The organism is Nostoc cycadae WK-1 (assembly GCF_002897135.1).
Taxonomy (GTDB): Bacteria; Cyanobacteriota; Cyanobacteriia; order Cyanobacteriales; family Nostocaceae; genus Nostoc_B.
Window position 1 is genome coordinate 16,325 of record NZ_DF978451.1, and the last position, 20,672, is coordinate 36,996.

The following is a 20,672-nucleotide window of genomic DNA, read 5'->3' on the forward strand; positions in this document are numbered from 1 at the left end:
TTAATCTTAAAACAACGAGGCTCGTGATAGGTTCAACATAGTGATAAGTGCTGAGTCACCGAACTTTGCTCAACGCGGGGAACCCGCGCACGCAAGTTCTCGCTGAGTGCTGAGTAAAAAATGTTAGTCTCTAGTCTCTAAAAGGAGAGAAGTATGTACGACCCAGATAAGCGCAAGATTTTATCTGCCTTGTGTCATGGAGCGATTTTTTTCAGTACGACTTTTGTGTCAGTTGGCATACCGATCGCTATGCTATTCATTGCGAATGATCCGGTAGTGCTAGAAAATGCCAAAGAATCCATTAATTTTCACTTTAATGTTTGGATTTATGGAATCATTATTACAGCATTGATTTGGATAACTTTAGGTTTGTTATTTCCCTTAATTGGTATTGGCTATTTGCTGCATTGGGGATTAACAATTTGGGCGATCGCCAGCGTACTTACCAATCCAGACCAACCCTTTCGCTATCCCTTCATCTTCCGCGTCTTATAACTCTTTGCATCTACCATAATGAATGAAAAAGATCTATTTTTCGTTCAGAACTTAGTACTTTTTCCAGCCCGATTTTTAATACCTTGTTTTAATGCTAGTTAAGTACCAACCTAGTTGTAGAATACAAAATTGCCCCACAGCTTCATCAAGAGTAGGGCAAAGGACAGTTAAGCACTGTATTGTAGTTTGTCTGACAGTAGTAGAGTTTTTCTCTACTTTTGTGCCGCTTTGACTTGTGTCCATTACATCGTTTCCTTGACAAAAAATTATGTTTCCCATACAACGTCCCCGTCGTTTGCGTAGCCATCCCCAACTGCGCCGGATGGTACGTGAAACCATCCTCACCACCAACGATTTAATTTATCCACTGTTTGCTGTCCCAGGCGAAGGCATAGCCAAGGAAGTTAAATCCATGCCGGGAGTTTATCAACTCTCGGTAGACAAAATAGTGGAAGAAGCCAAAGAAGTTTATGACTTAGGCATTCCCGCCATTATTTTATTTGGCATTCCCGAAGATAAAGATGTTGATGCTACTGGTGCTTGGCACGATTGCGGAATTGTCCAAAAAGCTGCCACTGCGGTAAAAACGGCAGTCCCAGACTTGATTGTGATTGCTGACACTTGCTTGTGTGAATACACCAGTCATGGTCACTGTGGTTACTTACAAGTAGGTGATTTAACAGGCAGAGTCCTCAACGACCCCACCTTAGAATTACTCAAGAAAACCGCCGTTTCTCAAGCCAAAGCTGGTGCAGATATCATCGCCCCTTCCGGGATGATGGATGGTTTTGTCCAGGCAATTCGGGCGGGATTAGATGCAGCAGGATTTCAAGATACCCCCATTTTGTCGTATGCTGCTAAGTATGCTTCCGCTTACTATGGGCCTTTCCGGGATGCAGCCGACTCCACACCCCAATTTGGTGACAGAAGAACTTACCAAATGGATCCTGGCAATAGTCGGGAAGCTATCAAAGAAATTGAATTAGATATTGCCGAAGGTGCGGATATGCTCATGGTTAAGCCTGCTTTGGCTTACATGGATATTATCTGGCGGGTGAAGGAAGCGAGTAACTTACCTGTGGCAGCTTACAACGTTTCCGGTGAATATTCCATGATTAAAGCTGCGGCTTTAAATGGCTGGATTGACGAAGAGCGCGTAGTTATGGAAACATTAACTGGCTTTAAGCGGGCTGGTGCAGACTTGATTTTAACTTACCATGCCAAAGATGCAGCTAGATGGTTGCGGTAAGTGCCTTTTTGTGGAAATCTTACGCACAAAGATTGTCTGTGAAGAATGGGTGCAAGGGTTTTGAACACCTACACCCTTTCCCAAACCCTTGATTTTTCGTTTCTGGAGTTAGTCCTAAAACTATTTCTTTGTGTTTTGGTGTTTGAGCGTTAGATGATTATGATAAATCTGGGAAATAACGACTGAGAAAATCTTGCGGTGTCAAAATTGGAATTTCGTTAAATGCTACCAATACTAATAAATCTAAATCCCCAGTAATAATTGCTTCCGCATTCGCCGCAACAGCGGTAGCCAAAACAAAATTATCTTTTGGGTCGCGCAATTGAGGAGCATCTACAGAAATTGTGGGAGAATTATTAGATAAACTCTTGACTACGGACATCAACTCTTCTACTGTATAACCTCTTTGTTGTAGTCGGTGTTGAAATTTATCACGTCTTAAAGTTGTTTCTAGCTCTAATAATAAAGACTCAGAAATAAAGATATTAATTTGCTGATTTCTGGCTAAACGCAAAGTTTTAGCAGGAACACCTCCCCACAATCAAGCTGAAATCCAAACGTTAACATCAAGGATAACTCTCATGGGTTCGACCATAACTCTTGTCTGACATCCTTGACAATTTCGCTAATTTCTTCGAGCGTGGGTTGATTAGGATCAGGTTCTAAGTCTTCTAAGTCTTGCAGAAATTTATCTAAATTTACATTCGGCTGAGTAATTTTTTTCAAAACAATTTCATCTTCTGTCACTGAAACTGCATATTCTGTCAAAGGTTGGAGTTGTATCAACACTTCTTGAGGAATTTCTAGCTTTCCTTCAGATGTAACTTTAGCCACAATATTTGTATTCATAGTTTAATTTTTCCACTTTGATAAATTTTAGCCTTGATTAAGATTGCCTTACCTGCCGCTAAAAATAGCAATATCATTCACCAGAATGGAAATTAAGCAGCCGCTTATATCAACAAAGATTAAACTCTATTAGAAGAATTCAACAATCGCCCATTTCAGTCTCATCTGGGTGGTATAAAAAACTTATCAATATACTTTTAAGCAATTGCTCACAGCAAGCATAGCAAAACAATTTATGAAATTTAACTATCTATTAACACCCGCACTGATTGGAGTTTCAGTTGCTATTGTGCAACCACAAATGGCTGTCGCGCTTTCTTCAACCGAAGTCAGCAAAATTGCTAAAGCCATGACGGTGTTGATTGAAAATCCAAATGGTTCTGGTTCTGGGGTAATTATTCGCCGCGAAGGTGAGACTTACACTGTGTTAACGGCTAAACATGTTATCGATAACCCAGACAAATATGCAGTTGTCACTCCCGATGATCGCCGTTATGAGTTAAAGTACAACACGGTGAAAAAGCTATCGGGGATAGATTTAGCTATTGGGCAGTTTACCAGTAATAAAACTTATCCTGTGGCCAAAATCGGCAACTCCGATGATATCAGCGAAGGTGCAACATCTTATGTTGCGGGGTTCCCTCAACCCAGTGCGGCAATTTCTATCTCAATTTACAATTTCATTGAAGGGCGAATCACTGCCAATGCTTCTAAAGCGCTGCGTGACGGTTATGCTTTAGTTTACAATAACGACACTCTACCGGGAATGAGTGGCGGCCCAGTACTGAATGATAAAGGCGAATTAGTAGGTATTCACGGTAGAGGCGACACCGCCGAGAACTACCAAATTTCTGATAAAAATCCTGATGTAATTATTAAAACTGGTTTTAATTTAGGCATCCCCATTAATACTTTTTTACGCACCTTACCAAAAACTGAGATGGGTGCAGTCAGTCAGCCTCAGCCCACAACACCCAAGGCAGATGACTTTTATATTCAAGGTGGGGATAAGTATAAAAAAGGTGATTACAAAGGGGCAATTGAAGCTTACGACCAAGCAATTCGCATCAATCCCAAGTATTCTTATGCTTACAATGACAGAGGAAACGCCCGTTATTATTTAGGCGATAAACAAGGTGCATTAAAAGATTACAACCAAGCTATAAAGATTAATCCTGAATATGCCTTTGCCTATTATAATCGCGGCAATATTCTCTATGATTTTGATGATAAAAGAGGGGCGTTGGCTGATTATAACCAAGCCTTGAAACTTAATCCTAATTATTCTTCTGCTTATAATAATCGCGGTAACTCCCACTATGCTTTAGGCGATAAACAGAGGGCGCTGGCTGATTATAACTTAGCAATTAAAACTGATCCTGGTAATTCGGAAGCTTATTACAATCGGGGAAATACTCGCGCTAGTTTAGGAGATAAGCAAGGGGCAATAACTGATTATAATCAAGCGATTAAGATTAACCCTAATTATGTTTTTGCCTACAATAACCGGGGAAATATACGCTATGATTTGGGTGATTATCAAGGAGCGATCGCAGATTATTCCCAAGCTGTTAAAATCAACCCTAATCATTCCTCCGCTTACAACGGTAGGGGTAATGCTCGTTATTATTTGGGCGATAAACAAGGCGCAACTGCTGATTACACCTTAGCCTTGAAAGCTAATCCCAACAACGCCGAAGCTTATTATAACCGAGGCAATGCTCGCTCTGATTTGAAAGATTCCTCAGCAGCGATCGCTGATTACAATCAAGCAATTAAACTTAATCCTAACTATTCTGCTGCTTACAATGGTAGAGGTAATGCCTTTTATTATTTAGGTGAAAAGCAAAAGGCACTTGCAGATTATAGCCAAGCCATCAAAAGCGATACTAATAATTCTGAAGCTTACTATAACCGAGGCAATGTTTACTTTGATTTAGGTAATAAAAAAGGAGCGATCGCCGACTATACCCAAGCGATTAAAATTAATCCTAATTATGCCTATGCTTACAATAATCGCGGTAATGCTAAGTATGATGTCAATGATTTGCAAGGAGCCTTAGCTGATTATAATCAAGCCTTAAAGCTTCTGCCTAATTATGCCTATGCTTACTACAATCGAGCGAATGTTTACAAAAATCTGGGAGACTTAGAAGGAGCGATCGCCGATTATAATCAAGCAATTATCAACAACTCCAACTATGCCCAAGCCTATCAAAATCGTGGTCTGGCTCGTTATGATTTAGGCGAACAGCAAGGGGGTATTACTGATTTAGAAATGGCAGCTAATTTGTATAAAGAACAAGGAAACGCAGCAGCTTATCAACAAACCATAGAAGCAATTAGAAAACGTCAACGTTAGCAAGCAAAAAACCATGAGTATTATTTTGGATTGCTTTTAAATTCTGAATTCTTACGAGTTATTTCACATTAAAACTATGAAATTATGACAACTTTACCTGAGTAAATACTAAGTGCTGGAAAATTACCAAGAAATATCAGCAACAATCAACCACTATCATCCGTCAATCCACTTACTCAGAAAACACTCCTCCTAAAACTGTCTAGCAACAATCAGGCAGTGATTTTCTCATGTTTTGAGGTATAACGTGATGAAATCGAATATTAAGTTATTTCCCACAATCAACAGCACCAGCAATTTTCCCAAAGGTGTTGTTTTTACCATAGCTTTAACCAGCTTGCTATCTTTGGGACAGGGATTTATCGGTAATTATTCAGCTGAAGCTGCGCCGCGTGGGGAACCGATACAACTTTCGCAACGCTTACCGGATCACTTTCGTAATCGCTCTAATGGATTACCGCGAAGAATTGCCAACATCATAATTAATGATGCGGCTCGGCGTGGTAGAGTAACGAGTAATCAAGTGAGAATTACTCAAGTCCGTTCTCAAACTTTTGCTAATCCTTGTATTTTTAATTTTGGTGAAGTTTGTACAAGAGAATATAACCCCATCAAAGGTTGGGAAGTAATTGTTACAGTTCAAAATCAGTATTTTACTTACCACGTTGATGAATCTGGTTCTCAGATTGTTTTAGATCCAAAAACTACAGATTCAGGCTCAGACAACAGTTATCAATTACCAAGAGCGATCGCCAACAATATTTTACGAGATGCTTCCCGTCGTTCTGGAGAGAATATCAGTAATTTAAAAATTACCCAAGCGACCCGCAAAACCTTTGGTAATGCTTGTGAATTTAATTTTGGTGAAGTTTGTACACAACAATATGATCCTATTCAAGGTTGGGAAGTAATAGTCAGAGTTGAGGGACAGTCTTGGACTTACCACAGCAATGAATCTGGTTCCCAAATCGTTTTAGATCCGCAAATTAGCGATTCAGGTTCAGAAAACAGTGGACAACTACCAAGAGCGATCGCTGATAGAATTTTACGAGACGCGGCTCGTCGTTCTGGGGAAGATGTGAATGATTTAAGAATTAGCCAAAGTACTCGCAAAACCTTTGGTAATGCTTGTGAGTTTAACTTTGGCGAAGTTTGTACTAGGGAATATAACCCCATTCGCGGCTGGGAAGTGATTGTGCGAGTGCGTCGTCAGACTTGGACTTATCATGTTGATGAATCTGGTTCTCGGATTGTGTTAGATCCGCAAGTTAGCGATTCAGGTTCAGAAAATAGTGGACAACTACCAAGTGCGATCGCCGATAAAATTTTACGAGACGCGGCTCGTCGTTCTGGGGAAGATGTGAATGATTTAAGAATTAGCGAAAGTACTCGCAAAACCTTTAGTAATCGTTGTGTCTTCAACTTTGGCGAAATCTGCACAGAAGAATATAACCCCATTCGCGGCTGGGAAGTGATTGTGCGAGTGCGTCGCCAGACTTGGACTTATCACGTTGATGAATCTGCTTCTCGGATTGTTTTAGACCCGGATATTGGACGCTAGATTGGTGAAGCTGGCGACTAATCACAACAAAATCTCCGACTGCTTTGCACGGTCGGGGATCTGAGCATCTCGATTGTTTCAATGCAAATAGGATTGCTATATTGGCATTTGAGCAATTTGAATAGTATATAATGATGGATTGTGTCGAATCGTCAAATTTAAACCCAGCCAATGCCTAAACTAAAAACCCGTAAAGCAGCAGCAAAACGGTTCCGCGCTACTGGTAGCGGTAAAATCGTCCGCCGCAAAGCTTTCAAAAATCACTTGTTAGAACACAAGACCACTAACAAAAAGCGTAAATTCTCCAAAATGGCAATTGTCAACGAGCGCGACGAAGAAAACGTACGCTTGATGCTGCCTTATTTGTAATGTAAATCTTTTAGGAATTAAAACATGACACGGGTAAAACGCGGTAACGTAGCTCGCAAACGCCGCAATAAAATTCTCAAGTTAGCTAAAGGTTTTCGTGGTTCTCACTCAACGCTGTTTAGAACCGCTAATCAGCAAGTAATGAAAGCGCTACGCAGTGCTTACCGCGATCGCAAAAAACGCAAACGCGATTTTCGCCGTCTGTGGATCACTCGGATTAACGCTGCTGCTAGACAACATGGTTTAAGCTACAGCCAGTTGATTGGTAACTTGAAAAAAGCCGAGATCCAACTCAACCGTAAAATGTTGGCACAATTAGCAGTTCTAGATCCTACCAGCTTCAGCAAAGTTGCTGAATTGGCAAGCCAAGCTAAAAAATAAAGGTGGTAACGGATGAATAACCTTTGAAGGATAAAGTATGAAGTATGAAGGCTGAAACTTACCCCAAGCATCAATCAAGGGGTTGGCAAAAACTTAGCTCGTTGCTGAAAAAATTGGTGACGCAACAAGTGTGTTTTTCATCCTTTATTCTTTATCCTTTATCCTTGAATCGGTTATATCGGGTATTATCCACCGCCATTTTAGGGATTTTCTGCTGTTTATTTTTAGTCACAGGATTACCTGCATCTGCCGCAGAAATGCCAGAAATTCAGCGGCGGGGCTATTTTACAATTGCTGTTAAAGATAATCTGCCCCCCTTGGGATTTAGGGATGGTAATGGTAATATCCAAGGCTTAGAAATTGATTTGGCGCAACGTTTAGCCACAGATTTACTAGGAAAAGCCGAGGCTGTGAAATTGCAACCTGTAGCGAATCGCGATCGCTTATCTGTAGTATTAAAGCAGAAGGTTGATTTAACAATTGCCAGAGTCACAGCTACAGAGTCACGCTCTCGGTTAGTAAGTTTCAGTGTGCCTTATTACTTGGATGGCACTTACTTAATTACAAAAGATAACACCGTCAAAGAACTGCGGGATTTAGCCAAGCGTAAAATAGCCGTACTCAATCACTCTGATGCGATCGCTCAAGTGCGTTATTATGTCCCCAATGCGGAGTTAGTAGGAGTAAATTCTTACCAGGAAGGACGAGAGCAGCTAGAAAGTAACGCAGCCACAGCCTTTGCAGCCGATGCGAGTGTCCTCAGCGGTTGGATACAACAGTATCCGCAATATCGGCTATTACCCACAAAGCTATCAACAGAACCCTTATCTGTAGTTATGCCCAAGGGCTTGCAATACGACGAACTGCGACGTAAGGTAAATGAAGCGATCGCTCGTTACACAGTCGAAGGTTGGCTGAAGCAACGCGCTCAATATTGGGGATTACCTTAAGAAAGCAAAGTGCAGAAGGTAAAATTTAAAAGAGTTATTGTACTTTTGCCTTTTAACTTTTAATTTTTAACTTCTCTACGGTTGATAATAGATAGAGAAAGTAGTTTTAATATTTGTCTTGACAGGCGATGGATAATAATCTAGCTGTTGTTTACCTCTCGATTGTAGTAGCAATTTTGGCGTTTGCGGTTGTGAGTGTTTTCCGCCAAATTCTCAAAACTCGGAAATTAGAAGGCTCATTCGCAAAACTGCGAAAAAAATTGGAGAAAGAAAAAGGTACAACTCAGGAATATTACGAGTTAGCCTGTATTTATTCTGAGAAAAAATTGTACACTCAGGCGATCGCCCTATTTCAAAAAGCTCTCAAAGCAGCTGAAGAAGAAGGCGAAGAAGCAATTGCTCCTATTTACAATGGCCTAGGATATACTTACTTTGCTCAAGAACAATATGATTTGGCAATTCGTCAATACAAAGAAGCGCTGAAAAATAAACCAGATTATGTGGTGGCATTAAATAATATCGGTCATGCCTATGAACGAAAAAAATTAAATGCTCAGGCGCTACAAAGTTACGAAGAAGCACTTAAATTCGCTCCTAATAATTCCACTGCAAAACGTCGTGCAGAATCTCTAAGACGCTTGGTTTCTGCTTAATTAATAACTGCGCTTTTCTTAATAAAAAACTTAAAAACCAGGTTTATTAAGAAAACCTGGTTTTTTATATAACTATGTATAAAATAATCAATTTTTTACACATATATACTTGCAAATTTTCAACTTTTCAAAGAAATTAGGAATCTATCTCCTGACTATTTAGCCTTGAATTTGAAAAATATAATATTACTCGCCATAAATTTATCGGTTTTTTAATTCGTATTGAGAATGAAATAATTATAAGTTCTTGGTTGGCTCATTACAAATGTTTAAAAGATTCCGGTTTCCTTGGTTAGCCATTACTATAATTATCTGCCTGGCACTATTTTTTGGTTTTGTTGGCAAACTATCTGCTCAACAATCGCAGATTTCCCATCCGTTAACCCCATTAACAGAATCAGAAATTACCACAGTTGTGGAGGTTATTAAAAAGCAAAAAACTTTAAGCGATATAGCGGTATTTTCTATTGTTGCTTTACAAGAGCCAGATAAAAAAGAAGTTTTAAATTTTACACCAAATAAAGAATTTCAGCGCCAAGCTTTTGTAGTAGTATACGAGCGCCTGCAAAACAAAACCTACGAAGGTGTTGTTGATTTAAAAAAGAAATCACTCAGTTCTTGGAAAGAAATAGCTAATGCTCAACCTGCTTTAGGTTATACAGAATGTGCTTTAACATCTCAAATTGTCAAAACTGATGAGCGATGGCAAAAAGCCATGCAAAGAAGGAGAATCAAAGATTTTGATGACGTTAAAGTTAGTTGTTGGGCACCGGGAATTTTAAGTAAACAAGAAGAAACAAAAGGCGATCGCCTGGCTCGTGGATTATCTTATTATCGAGGCGATCGCTGGAATTATTACGGTAGTCCGATTGAAGGCGTACTAGCAACTGTAAATTTAAATACAGGTAAAGTTGTTAGTTTTATAGACCGAGGAATCGTACCCTTTTCCAAAGAAAACTGGAACTATGATCTTAAATCTTTAGGTAAATTACTAACACCGCCAAAACCATTAAGAATTTTTCAGCCTCATGGTAGAACCTTCCAAATCAATGGCAACGAAATTAGTTGGCAAGGCTGGAAATTTCGCTATCTAATGCACCCGCGTGATGGCTTGGTGTTGTATTTAGTTAATTACCAAGATGGAGACAAGATTCGACCAGTTTTATATCGTGGCAGTCTATCAGAAATGGTAGTACCTTATGGTGACTCTGATCCTACTTGGTCATTCCGCAATGCTTTTGATGTCGGTGAATATAACTTTGGTGTCTTAGCTAATGCACTGGAATTAGGCAAAGATATTCCCACCAACGGAGTTTTACTAGATGCTATATTTGCCAACGAACAAGGCGAACCTGTAACAATGCCAAGAGTTGTGGGGATTTATGAGCGTGATAATGGCATTCTCTGGAAACATTATGGATATGATACTCAGCGCAATGATGTGCGACGCAATCGTGAATTAGTTGTCACTATCACTGCAACAGTTGACAATTACGATTACAGCCTGAATTGGATTTTTCATCAAGACGGCACTTTAGAAGTACAAAATGAATTATCAGGAATTGTCTTGGCACAAGGAACAGCTTTAGAGAAAGAATCTTTTAATAATTCTTATGGACGGCTACTAGCTAAAAATATTTTTGGCGTAAATCATCAGCACTTTTTTAATTACCGCCTAGATATGGATGTAGACGGACAGGCAAATTCTGTCATGGAGATGAACGTTAATTCTGTGCCAATAAGTGATAAAAATCCTTTAGGAAATGCGATCGCAGTAGAAGACACACCATTAACAAAAGAAAAGGCTGCTGTGCGCGATTTAGATACAAAGCATAGCCGAGAATGGATGATTAGCAGCACAGATAAAAAGAATAATCTTGGTGTGGGAACTGCATATATGCTAATGCCAACGGGAAACACAATATTTTTTCCAACAGAAGGTGCAGAAATTCGGAAACGAGCCGAATTTGCTACCCATCACTTCTGGGCAACAAAATATAAATCAAATGAACTTTATGCTGGTGGCAATTATCCTAACCAAGGTCAACCACAAGAAGGATTACCGAAATATATTGCTGATGACGAATCTTTAACCAATGAAGACATCGTAGTCTGGTACACGATGGGAATGACACACGTACCTCGTCCTGAAGATTGGCCTGTGATGCCTGTTCATCGTGTTGGGTTTAAGTTAGTTCCACGCGGTTTCTTTAGCCGTAATCCTGTCATCAATTTGCCTGAGTAACTATTAGATACCCGACTTCTTCAAAAAGTTGGGTATCTAGTGATTCACTAATGATTTCTGGTTACTCTATATTTATAGAAATATTAAGAATAACTTTGCAAAATTCATGAATAAATGTTAAATATACTCTTTATCTTGATAACAAGATTTGCACAACACTAAGAATTATTTCGTTAAACAATATACTATGTTGTTTAACTTAAAAGCTGAACGCCTATCATCAACAAGGTTTCAGCGATCGCCAGACAAATTAACTAGTAAATAGTCCTATTTATTCAACGCTACAAGTTTTGGGACAATCAAAGACTAATAATTTCGCAATCATAGTCCACCTCTGATTCACCTCACAAGGGAGAACGCCTGATGAAATTGGCTTACTGGATGTACGCAGGCCCAGCCCACATTGGTACTTTGCGAATCGCGAGTTCGTTTAAAAACGTTCATGCGATTATGCACGCCCCACTCGGAGATGATTATTTTAACGTTATGCGCTCTATGCTCTCACGGGAGCGAGATTTTACACCAGTGACAACCAGTGTGGTCGATCGCCACGTTTTGGCGCGTGGTTCTCAAGAAAAGGTAGTTGATAACATTACCCGCAAAGATGCTGAAGAACACCCAGATTTAATTGTGTTAACTCCCACCTGCACCTCTAGCATTCTGCAAGAAGATTTGCAAAACTTTGTGGAACGCGCCCGGATTGAGGCTAAAGGCGATGTTCTCCTAGCAGATGTCAACCATTATCGCGCTAACGAACTGCAAGCAGCCGATCGCACTCTCCATCAAATTGTCCAATACTATATCGAGAAAGCGCGCAAAAAAGGCGAACTACCTACCACCAAAACCGAAAAGCCATCAGTTAACATCATCGGTATTTCTACTCTTGGTTTCCATAACAACCACGATTGCACCGAACTAAAAAAACTCATGGGTGATTTGGGAATTGAGGTTAACGCCGTAATTCCCGAAGGTGCTTCTGTTCATGAACTAAAGAATTTGCCGAAGGCTTGGTTTAACTTAGTTCCTTACCGGGAACTTGGTTTAATGACAGCTAATTACCTGCAAGCAGAATTCGGAACGCCTTGCGTAGATATTACACCGATGGGTGTGGTAGAAACTGCCCGTTGCATTCGCAAGATTCAACAGGTAATTAACGAACAAGGCGCAAATGTTGACTATGAAGAATATATCAACGAGCAAACCTTGTATGTCTCGCAAGCTGCTTGGTTCTCGCGTTCAATCGACTGTCAGAATTTGACTGGTAAAAAAGCTGTGGTATTTGGCGACAATACCCACGCCGCCGCCCTCACCAAAATTCTTTCACGGGAAATGGGAATTCATGTAGTTTGGGCAGGAACCTACTGCAAATATGATGCAGACTGGTTCCGCGAACAAGTTAGCGAATACTGCGACGAAGTGCTGATTACTGATGATCATGGCGCAATTGGGGATGCGATTGCTCGTGTCGAACCCTCAGCCATTTTCGGTACACAAATGGAACGCCACGTTGGGAAACGCTTAGATATTCCTTGCGGTGTAATTGCTGCACCTATTCACGTCCAGAACTTCCCCATTGGGTACAAACCATTCTTGGGTTACGAAGGTACAAATCAGATAACAGATTTAATCTACAATTCCTTCACTTTAGGAATGGAAGACCATTTATTAGAAATATTTGGTGGACACGATACTAAGGAAGTCATTACTAAAGGTATTTCCGCCGAATCTGATTTGAGTTGGACAAAAGATGGTCTAGCAGAATTGAATAAAATACCTGGTTTTGTGCGCGGCAAAGTGAAGCGAAATACTGAAAAATTTGCCCGCGATCGCGGTTTCAAAGATATCAATGCTGAGGTGCTATACGCTGCCAAAGAAGCTGTAGGGGCGTAGTCAAGATTAGGGTGGGGTTGCTCACCCTAAATTACTAATTTGGTGATTGTACTAGTAAAGCTAAATATTGGCGATCGCTGATACCTTGGGGAAAGGCACACTGAAGAAATTTATAAGTGCTGGTTAAATGAGGTGCGATCGTCTTGTTCATTATCAGTTACCTGTCAATGAATAGGGCATACTTGTTATCATGGACTGGAAAGCCTACAGCATTAGAAAATATTCCACTATGTCCAATCAGACAAACTTAACTGATGCTTGTAATAACCTAGCGGAACTTTGCGATCAAGTAGTTGCAGATAGAAATGTAGTAATTATTAATCGCCAAGAAGGTGAAGGTGTTGCTTTAATTGCTGTCGATGAACTTAACAGTTTACTCGAAACATCTTATCTACTTCGTTCACCTAAAAATGCAGCACGGCTATTCACTGCTTTAGAAAGAGCAAAAGCTAGAATATTAAAACCTCAAAGTATTAACGAACTGCGTCAGGAGTTGGGTATTGGCGAAGAAGAAGAATGAAACCCAACCTTAAGAAAATAAAGCCAGAGATGCTGTTTTCCATCCAGAATTCCGAGAAGACCTTGTTTATTGGATTGAAACAAACCGGAAAACTGCGCTTCGTGCTTTTGATTTGATTGAATCGATTATGCGAGATCCTTTTTCAGGAATTGGTAAACCTGAGCCATTAAAATACTTAGATTCAGATGCGTGGTCACGACGACTTACTCAAGAACATCGTATTGTTTATCTAGTAAGTGATGACCGGATTGATTTTCTCCAAGCTCGATATCACTACTAAGTATTAAAGGAATCTGTAAAACCATTTTGTCAGTTTTGGAAGCCCATACATATCTCTTAATTTACTTTCAGCTATTTTTATTACATTTTCCCCAAGAGGAGTATTTTATAGCAAGCTATTGCTATCCTCTACACCTTGACATAGCAAGGATTTTACGATAATCACGAGAGCTATTACAAACCATTTACGAATGAATACTGATAAATAAAATTTAACTCTCACCAATTATTACAATACAAGCTTATTAGTTAAGCGATCCCGCAAGCTAAAATCGCTTACCTACTGATTCACCGTTGTATTTCCAGCAACGAGGTATAAAAAATTGTCAAAAAAACATAGTAGTTGCTGATCAAAAAAATCGGGATAGGCATGATAAGGTTTAAATCCAACCCATTCTGTTCGCGCTTCTCATCATGCATCTACACTATTTAGAACCAAAACACCTTGAAGAATTAGTCAAGGGTAGTAGTATAGATTTACACCTAGCGCAACTAAATTTTAAATCTCTCCAAGGTGCGATCGCCTACGAATACCTGTTAATTTCCGAACTTCTTCCCCGGACTAACACAGGTATGGTAAAAAGCGGCTGGTTGCAGCGTTACAGTCATATCACTGCTGGCGGCTGGTGGTGTGGGGGACTAGATCCGCTAAATAATTGGCAATCAATGGAATGGGGATGCTTTAAGCCAAACCAACAGCGCATCAAGGATAATGGCAAACCAATAAAATATGAACATCCACCCAGCACACCAACCAGGGTATTTTGTTTGCGGGTGACGCTGGAAATATGGCAAGAAACTGCACAGCGTTACAATCTCAACTTACCTACGAACATCAGCGTTGATGCTAACGGTGAAGCCGTCGGTTTTTGGCAATGGGTGATGGAACAGAATATCCCCGTGATTATCTGCGAAGGTGCAAAAAAGGCGGCTGCACTGTTATCGCAGGGGTATGCAGCGATCGCAGTTCCAGGAATTACCAGCGGTTATCGAGTTGTCAAAGATGGATTTGGTAAAGTTACCAGTCGTCAACTAATTCCTGACTTAGCGTTGTTTGCGAGTGCAAAACGCACTATATATATATGTTTTGATTTTGAAACTCAACCCAAGACTATAGCAGCGGTGAATAATGCGATCGCTCAACTTGGTTGCTTATTCCAAGAAAAAAGTTGCTTAGTCAAAGTTATCGAACTACCAGGGCCAGAAAAAGGTGTTGATGAATTAATCGTTGCTAAAAATGGTCACGCCTTCGATAAAGTTTATCGCCAAAGTGTGGATTTAGAAATTTATTTAGCACACACCAAGCCACATACAGAATTAACCATTCCATCTACACTGACTATTAATCGTCCTTACTTAGGTGAGATAGCTTTTCCGAACTCAGGATTAGTCGGAGTGAAATCAGCCAAAGGTACAGGTAAAACTACAGCCTTACAAAATATTGTCAAACAAGCCAAAATCAAAAATCAGCCTGTCTTGTTAATTACCCATAGAATCCAACTAGGAAAATTTTTATGTGACAAAGTTGGTATTCAATGGGGTTTAAATACTAATAATTTACTTTCTTACTTTGAAAATCAAATTACTGAATCACTGGGTTTATGTATTGACTCTATTTGGAAAATAAACTCCGATAATTGGCAAGGTGGCATTATTATCTTAGATGAAGTAGAGCAATTATTATGGCATTTATTAAATAGTGATACTTGTAAAAACAAACGCGTCAAAATTTTAAAAAATTTCCAGAAATTAATCAGCACAGTTTTGAAAACTGGCGGTTTAGTAATTGCCCAAGATGCTGATTTATCAGATGTATCATTAGAATATTTACAAGGGTTATCAGGAATCAAAATAACGCCGTGGTTACTTGTAAATCAATGGCAACCAGAACGCGGTTGGGATATAACTTTTTATGATTCACCTAACCCAACACCTTTAATTCATCAATTAGAATTAGATTTACTTGCAGGACGTAAATGCTATGTCACAACTGATAGTCGGTCTGGAAGATATAGCTGTGAAACCATTGAAAATTATCTCAAAGAACGTTTAGAAAAATTACGCTATCAATTTCCTAAAAGCTTAGTCATTAGTAGTAGAACTACTAACACGCCTGACCATCCTGCGGTTGAATTTGTCGGTACTATTAATCAAAAAATTGCAGATTACGACACTATTTTTGTCACTCCCAGTTTAGGAACTGGTATTAGTATAGATGTTCAACATTTTGATAGAGTTTATGGCATTTTTCAAGGTGTAATTCCTGATTCAGAAGCACGACAAGCATTAGCCAGAGTCAGAGATAATGTACCTCGAATTGTTTGGTGTGCTAAAAGAGGCATCGGTTTAATTGGTAGTGGTAGTACAAACTATCGTTTGCTATCTGATTGGTATCAAGCCAATCAAAAAGAAAATTTAGCTTTACTTAGCCCACTACATAAAATAGATGTAGATTTACCTTTAGTATATGACCCAATTCATCTACGTACTTGGGCTAAATTATCTGCGAGAGTCAATGCTTCTATTCGCCTTTACCGTCAATCTATGCAAGATGGATTAACAACTGATGGACATCAAATTTGGCTGCGGAGTAATGCAGTTCACAATAATATTATTCGAGATTTACGTTTAGCATTTTTAGCAACTGACTCTAATGATTTAGCAACACGCAAAAGGCTAATCCTAGAAATTGTGAAAGTTCAAAGAGATTGGACAGATAAGCGTCAAAAAGCTAAAGATATTAAACGCCAAATGCAGGAAATTAAACAAAAAAATCAATTAGTGAGTGCTAAAGTTATTGCAGAAACGCAAGATATTGATTATGTAGAATATCAACAATTAACATCTAAAAATTCTCTTACAGATTTAGAGCGTAATCAAATACATAAATATACCCTCAAACAAAAATACGGCGTAGAGGTTACACCTTTACTAAAAATACGAGATGATCAAGGCTATTATTCCCAACTGTTGATTCACTATTATTTAACACACGAAAGTGATTATTTTCATGTTAGAGATCAGCATGAATGGCAACAGCAATTGCAGTGGGGTGAGGGAAAAGTTTTTCTACCAGATATCAAAACTTATACTTGCAAAGTTGAAGCAATGAAAGCTCTAGGCATATTAGAGTTTCTTGACCCATCCCGAAATTTTACAGAAAATGATGCTGATTTACTCTGGTTACAAGATGTTGTTTATCAACACAGTAAACATATCAAACGGGTTTTAGGAATTGACTTAGTTAGGGAAGAAGAAACAACTTCACCAATTAAAATACTTGCTAAATTACTCAAGTTATTAGGATTGAAGTTGAAACTAGTTAAAGAAGGTTATCAATTAGACCCTGGAACTTTCTATGATGGTAGGGAAAAAATATTTGTGATTTGGTATCAACGAGATGAATTGATGTTAGCTGATTTGAAAGGTAGGCAACTAGAAATACAGGATTTTTCAACTTGGAAGTTTGAGCATGTGAAGCAGCAATCTGTATTAGCAAGCTTATCCATGAAATGAATTACCCAAGGCTATGACTGCATTTTGACCACCAAATCCAAAACTAAAACATAAGATATTTTGAATTAATTTTTTTTGTGCAGTCATCACAAAATTTAAATCAAACTCTGGTGTTTGCAAGCCAACACATGGAGGTAAAACTTGCTGCTGCAATGCTTTTAAAGAAAAAGCAATTCCTAACGCTCCTGAAGCACCTAGAGTGTGACCTGTGGCACCTTTAGTAGAACTGACAGCTACTTGTTGAGGAAATAACTGTTGTATGACTTTGCTTTCAATTTGGTCATTTAACTTTGTAGCTGTACCGTGAGCATGAATATAATCAATGTCCTTTGGAGTTAGATTGCTGCGTTCTAGACATTGTTTAATAGCAGCGATCGCACTTTTACCGTTTGGTTCTGGTTGGTTAGTATGATAAGCATCTGCGGTAAAACTAAAGCCCAAAATTTCTCCATAAACTCTAGCTTGGCGTTGCTTGGCTAACTCTGCTGACTCTAAAACCAAAACTGCACCACCTTCACCCAAAACTAACCCTTCTCGCTGCACATCAAAAGGATAAGCACCAGTCTTGGCTAAAGCATTCATCTGCTGAAACCCGCAGATAGTTAGAGGTGTGATTGGTGCTTCTACAGCCCCAGCAATTACTCGTTCACATTGCCCAGTTTGAATTAAAAAAGCTGCTTGAGCAATAGCCCAAATTCCCGTAGCACAAGCCGCCATCGGTGCAGAAACTATTCCCGTTGCCCCAATTTGCCTAGCCGCTGCGATCGCATTTATATGGGGTAAAACATCCAGCCAATCTTCTAATACGTAATTGCTATCTTTCCCATTCATTCGCCTAGCCAGCGATTCCCAAGCACCCTGATAGCTGCGACTCGATCCAATCACGACTGCACAATCAGCTAAGGGGGGAGACAAACCAGCATCTTTTAACGCAGAAGCAACAACCAGTTGGGTGAGCATTTTTAACTCAGATGGTTGTTTACCAATCAAGCCTATGGGGACTGGTTCAAATTCTAGAAATGGTCGCTGTAATTGAATTCCTGATTTCCCTGCAATTAAATTTTGCCAGCTATCTTCTAAATTTGCGCCTAAAACGGAGACTAAACCAATACCAGTAACAATAACCTTAACCAATTTTGTGAGTTAGAAGCGGGGACGCAGAAAGTATAAAGTGTTCAGTCTGAATTCTGAAGTGTGAAGTAATACATTTCTAGACTGGAGTGCGATCGGTAAGATACATATATTATTGCTGTTGTTGCAACCAAGCCACTAAATCAGCTTCCGACGAAAAATCTAGCAAAGCTTCTGCTAAATCTTCTAATTGAGTTAATGATAATCCCCGCAGTTGCTCTTGTAATTCAGGCGCAATTGTACCAATACGCCTTTTTAAAAGACGCTGAATGACTTTCAACTCTCCTTGTTGCAAACCTTGTTGCAGTCCTTGTTGTAAACCTTGTTCTATCCCTTCTTCCATCCAACTGGTGACGATTTGCATAACTACCTCTTGTTGAGTTGGTTCAAATTGGGCAATTTCCGCTTGGAATATTTCTTTTTCTTGGGCATTTAGGCGTAGGTAACTGTCAATAAACCCAGAAATTAACTGCATCCGCGCGGGATCTAACTGCAATGTAGCTAACAGACGCAGACACTCAGATTTTACTCTGGGTCGGTCTTGTGGCGCTATATTCATATTAGCCATTAGCGCACTAGCGACAGGATTTTGCTGTTGCAGATATTCTCGCCAATTCAGACGGTTCAACTGAATGACATCATAGTTGAATTGCAAGATAACTTTATTGGGAAATGCTACTTGATGAAAATCTTGTTCGGCTTTTTTGGGGCGCTCGTAAGAAAATAAAGCAATGGGATAAACTGGCAAGGCGTATTTTTCATACAATCTGGCAAAGTAGCGATACATCCGTAAATCAAATGCTTCTTGATAATAAGCTTGATGTTCTAAATGCACTAAGAAAAAAGATTCTTGCCCTCTAAATTTTGCTTTTACTAATATGTCAGTTTCGTATTTTTCGCCAGCCGTAACATCAGTAAATATTTCTTTGTCAATGAAAGAAATACTATCCCGTTCAAGATAAGCGGTAATCTCTGGAAAAAATAACTCGATAAATTCCCAGAAGAATGTAGTGAGTAGTTCTTTGAATAAGCGATCGTGGTCTATCATGCCAAATTTATATCATGTCTGTTGTAGGAAAGCGATCGCACTAAGTTTGAGTTTCGTTACCAGTTTAATTTATCTCGCGCATACCGCTAAGTTGGAGTTTCATTGCGAGTGTGTCAATCATAAAATTAACGCGATGTGCGACGACTTATTCTCAAAACCCCTCTCCAAACCTCTCACACCAGTTGCTACAACGAGGGTTCCCCCCGCAACACACTGGCTCCCCGCAGCGGAGAGAGGCTTTGAGTATTACTCCCCTTCCCTGGTAGGGAAGGGGTTGGGGGTTAGGTTTGAAATAAAGTTGCACACCGCGTAAATTAGCAAAACGAGAATTTTATTCACGGTGAAATTGTTTAATATCTCATTCGCAAGTATCAAAGACTCGCCAGTGAGTATCAAAGACTGATTAATGAGCAAAATATACTCATTCACGAATATCAAAGACTCGCCAGCGAGTATCAAAGACTGATTAATGAGCAAAATATACTCATTCACGAGTATCAAAGACTCGCCAGCAAGTATTCAAGACTCGTTCACGAGTATCAAAGACTCACCAGCGAATATCAAATACTGATTAATGAGCAAAATATACTCATTCACGAGTATCAAAGACTCATCCACGAGTATTCAAGACTCATTTACTAGTCATAACTACTCGCGTGCCATTTGCAAATTTATAATGATAAATTATTTATCACAATTACGTAGAATCTATTACTACTCATGTAGTGTGATATGGCATGGAGAATTGCTCTGAGATTGTCGAGCCAATCAGGGGCATTAAATCATCATTATCGTTGATAGGTGAATCTCAGTATGGCTGAAATGCCTCCACATTTCCTTCAAAAAATCCGAGAAGCGAAAGAGAACAGGCTGAAAGAATTAGATTTAAGCAATGATTTTCTTACTGATAACAAAGAAAAATTAACAGAGATTCCGGCTGAGGTGTTTGAACTGGAATGGTTGGAGGTTTTGAATTTAAACGGCAACAGAATCACCAAACTGCCAGAAGCGATCGCCAGTCTGCAACAACTCACCTCCCTAGATTTAAGCTTCAGCCAAATCACCAAACTGCCAGAAGTGATCGCCCGTCTACAACAACTCACCTCCCTTAATTTAAGCCGCAACCGAATCACTACGCTGCCAGAAGCGATCGCCCGTCTACAACAACTCACCT

The 20,672-nt window shown here is 39.5% G+C and carries 17 protein-coding genes and 1 pseudogene; 14 read left to right on the forward strand and 4 right to left on the reverse strand.

Annotation, left to right across the window (positions count from 1 at the left end):
- The first annotated feature begins 153 nt into the window (after positions 1-153).
- Complete coding sequence (locus NCWK1_RS27835) at positions 154-495, forward strand: DUF4870 domain-containing protein (protein WP_103126927.1); 342 nt, start codon at positions 154-156, stop codon at positions 493-495.
- A 268-nt stretch (positions 496-763) separates the two neighbouring features.
- The gene (gene hemB / locus NCWK1_RS27840) at positions 764-1,744 is read left to right on the forward strand and encodes a porphobilinogen synthase (RefSeq protein ID WP_096584183.1); all 981 of its coding nucleotides are present in this window, start codon (positions 764-766) and stop codon (positions 1,742-1,744) included.
- Positions 1,745-1,901: 157 nt separating this feature from the next.
- Here hemB and NCWK1_RS27845 read toward each other — a convergent pair whose 3' ends face one another.
- Both NCWK1_RS27845 and NCWK1_RS27850 read right to left on the reverse strand, forming a co-directional pair.
- Positions 1,902-2,285 (reverse strand): putative toxin-antitoxin system toxin component, PIN family, encoded by a 384-nt coding sequence (locus NCWK1_RS27845; protein WP_222838822.1) that lies wholly within the window; start codon positions 2,283-2,285, stop codon positions 1,902-1,904.
- Positions 2,286-2,323: 38 nt separating this feature from the next.
- The gene (locus tag NCWK1_RS27850) at positions 2,324-2,593 is read right to left on the reverse strand and encodes a hypothetical protein (protein ID WP_103126928.1); all 270 of its coding nucleotides are present in this window, start codon (positions 2,591-2,593) and stop codon (positions 2,324-2,326) included.
- A gap of 235 nt (positions 2,594-2,828) precedes the next feature.
- Between NCWK1_RS27850 and NCWK1_RS27855 the strand changes: the two genes are divergently transcribed.
- The 11 genes and pseudogenes from NCWK1_RS27855 to NCWK1_RS27905 all read left to right on the forward strand — a co-directional run bounded on the left by NCWK1_RS27855 (position 2,829) and on the right by NCWK1_RS27905 (position 17,319).
- On the forward strand, positions 2,829-4,955 hold the full coding sequence (locus NCWK1_RS27855) for a serine protease (protein ID WP_103126929.1): 2,127 nt from the start codon (positions 2,829-2,831) through the stop codon (positions 4,953-4,955).
- A 250-nt stretch (positions 4,956-5,205) separates the two neighbouring features.
- Positions 5,206-6,516 (forward strand): hypothetical protein, encoded by a 1,311-nt coding sequence (locus NCWK1_RS27860; RefSeq protein WP_103126930.1) that lies wholly within the window; start codon positions 5,206-5,208, stop codon positions 6,514-6,516.
- Positions 6,517-6,687: 171 nt separating this feature from the next.
- On the forward strand, positions 6,688-6,885 hold the full coding sequence (rpmI, locus tag NCWK1_RS27865) for a 50S ribosomal protein L35 (RefSeq protein ID WP_062289269.1): 198 nt from the start codon (positions 6,688-6,690) through the stop codon (positions 6,883-6,885).
- A 24-nt stretch (positions 6,886-6,909) separates the two neighbouring features.
- Entirely contained in the window at positions 6,910-7,266 is a 357-nt protein-coding gene (gene rplT, locus NCWK1_RS27870) for a 50S ribosomal protein L20 (protein WP_096584198.1), read from the forward strand.
- Between the two features lie 44 nt (positions 7,267-7,310).
- Positions 7,311-8,216 (forward strand): transporter substrate-binding domain-containing protein, encoded by a 906-nt coding sequence (locus NCWK1_RS27875; RefSeq protein ID WP_245895007.1) that lies wholly within the window; start codon positions 7,311-7,313, stop codon positions 8,214-8,216.
- 128 nt (positions 8,217-8,344) lie between these two features.
- Positions 8,345-8,869, forward strand: a complete 525-nt coding sequence (locus NCWK1_RS27880; RefSeq protein WP_096584201.1) for a tetratricopeptide repeat protein — start codon at positions 8,345-8,347, stop codon at positions 8,867-8,869.
- 265 nt (positions 8,870-9,134) lie between these two features.
- Positions 9,135-11,114, forward strand: coding sequence for a primary-amine oxidase (locus tag NCWK1_RS27885; protein WP_103126931.1), 1,980 nt, complete (start codon positions 9,135-9,137; stop codon positions 11,112-11,114).
- A gap of 363 nt (positions 11,115-11,477) precedes the next feature.
- Positions 11,478-13,004: a ferredoxin:protochlorophyllide reductase (ATP-dependent) subunit B gene (gene bchB / locus NCWK1_RS27890; RefSeq protein WP_103126932.1), complete on the forward strand. Its 1,527-nt coding sequence runs from the start codon at positions 11,478-11,480 to the stop codon at positions 13,002-13,004.
- Between the two features lie 229 nt (positions 13,005-13,233).
- A complete protein-coding gene (locus NCWK1_RS27895) occupies positions 13,234-13,524 on the forward strand; it encodes a type II toxin-antitoxin system Phd/YefM family antitoxin (protein WP_103126933.1) in 291 nt (96 codons plus the stop codon).
- Positions 13,505-13,804, forward strand: a pseudogene (locus NCWK1_RS27900) (Txe/YoeB family addiction module toxin). The gene NCWK1_RS27895 and the pseudogene NCWK1_RS27900 overlap by 20 nt, the downstream one beginning before the upstream one ends.
- A gap of 413 nt (positions 13,805-14,217) precedes the next feature.
- Positions 14,218-17,319: a plasmid replication protein, CyRepA1 family gene (locus NCWK1_RS27905; RefSeq protein WP_103126934.1), complete on the forward strand. Its 3,102-nt coding sequence runs from the start codon at positions 14,218-14,220 to the stop codon at positions 17,317-17,319.
- Here NCWK1_RS27905 and NCWK1_RS27910 read toward each other — a convergent pair.
- Together NCWK1_RS27910 and NCWK1_RS27915 are read right to left on the reverse strand one after the other, a co-directional pair.
- Entirely contained in the window at positions 17,305-18,453 is a 1,149-nt protein-coding gene (locus NCWK1_RS27910) for a beta-ketoacyl-ACP synthase (protein ID WP_103126935.1), read from the reverse strand. The two genes, NCWK1_RS27905 and NCWK1_RS27910, sit on opposite strands and share 15 nt — an antisense overlap.
- 109 nt (positions 18,454-18,562) lie before the next feature.
- The gene (locus tag NCWK1_RS27915) at positions 18,563-19,498 is read right to left on the reverse strand and encodes a DUF4351 domain-containing protein (protein ID WP_103126936.1); all 936 of its coding nucleotides are present in this window, start codon (positions 19,496-19,498) and stop codon (positions 18,563-18,565) included.
- Between the two features lie 813 nt (positions 19,499-20,311).
- Here NCWK1_RS27915 and NCWK1_RS27925 point away from each other — a divergent pair.
- On the forward strand, positions 20,312-20,672 hold a 361-nt coding region (locus NCWK1_RS27925; protein ID WP_187308263.1), incomplete at its 3' end, for a leucine-rich repeat domain-containing protein.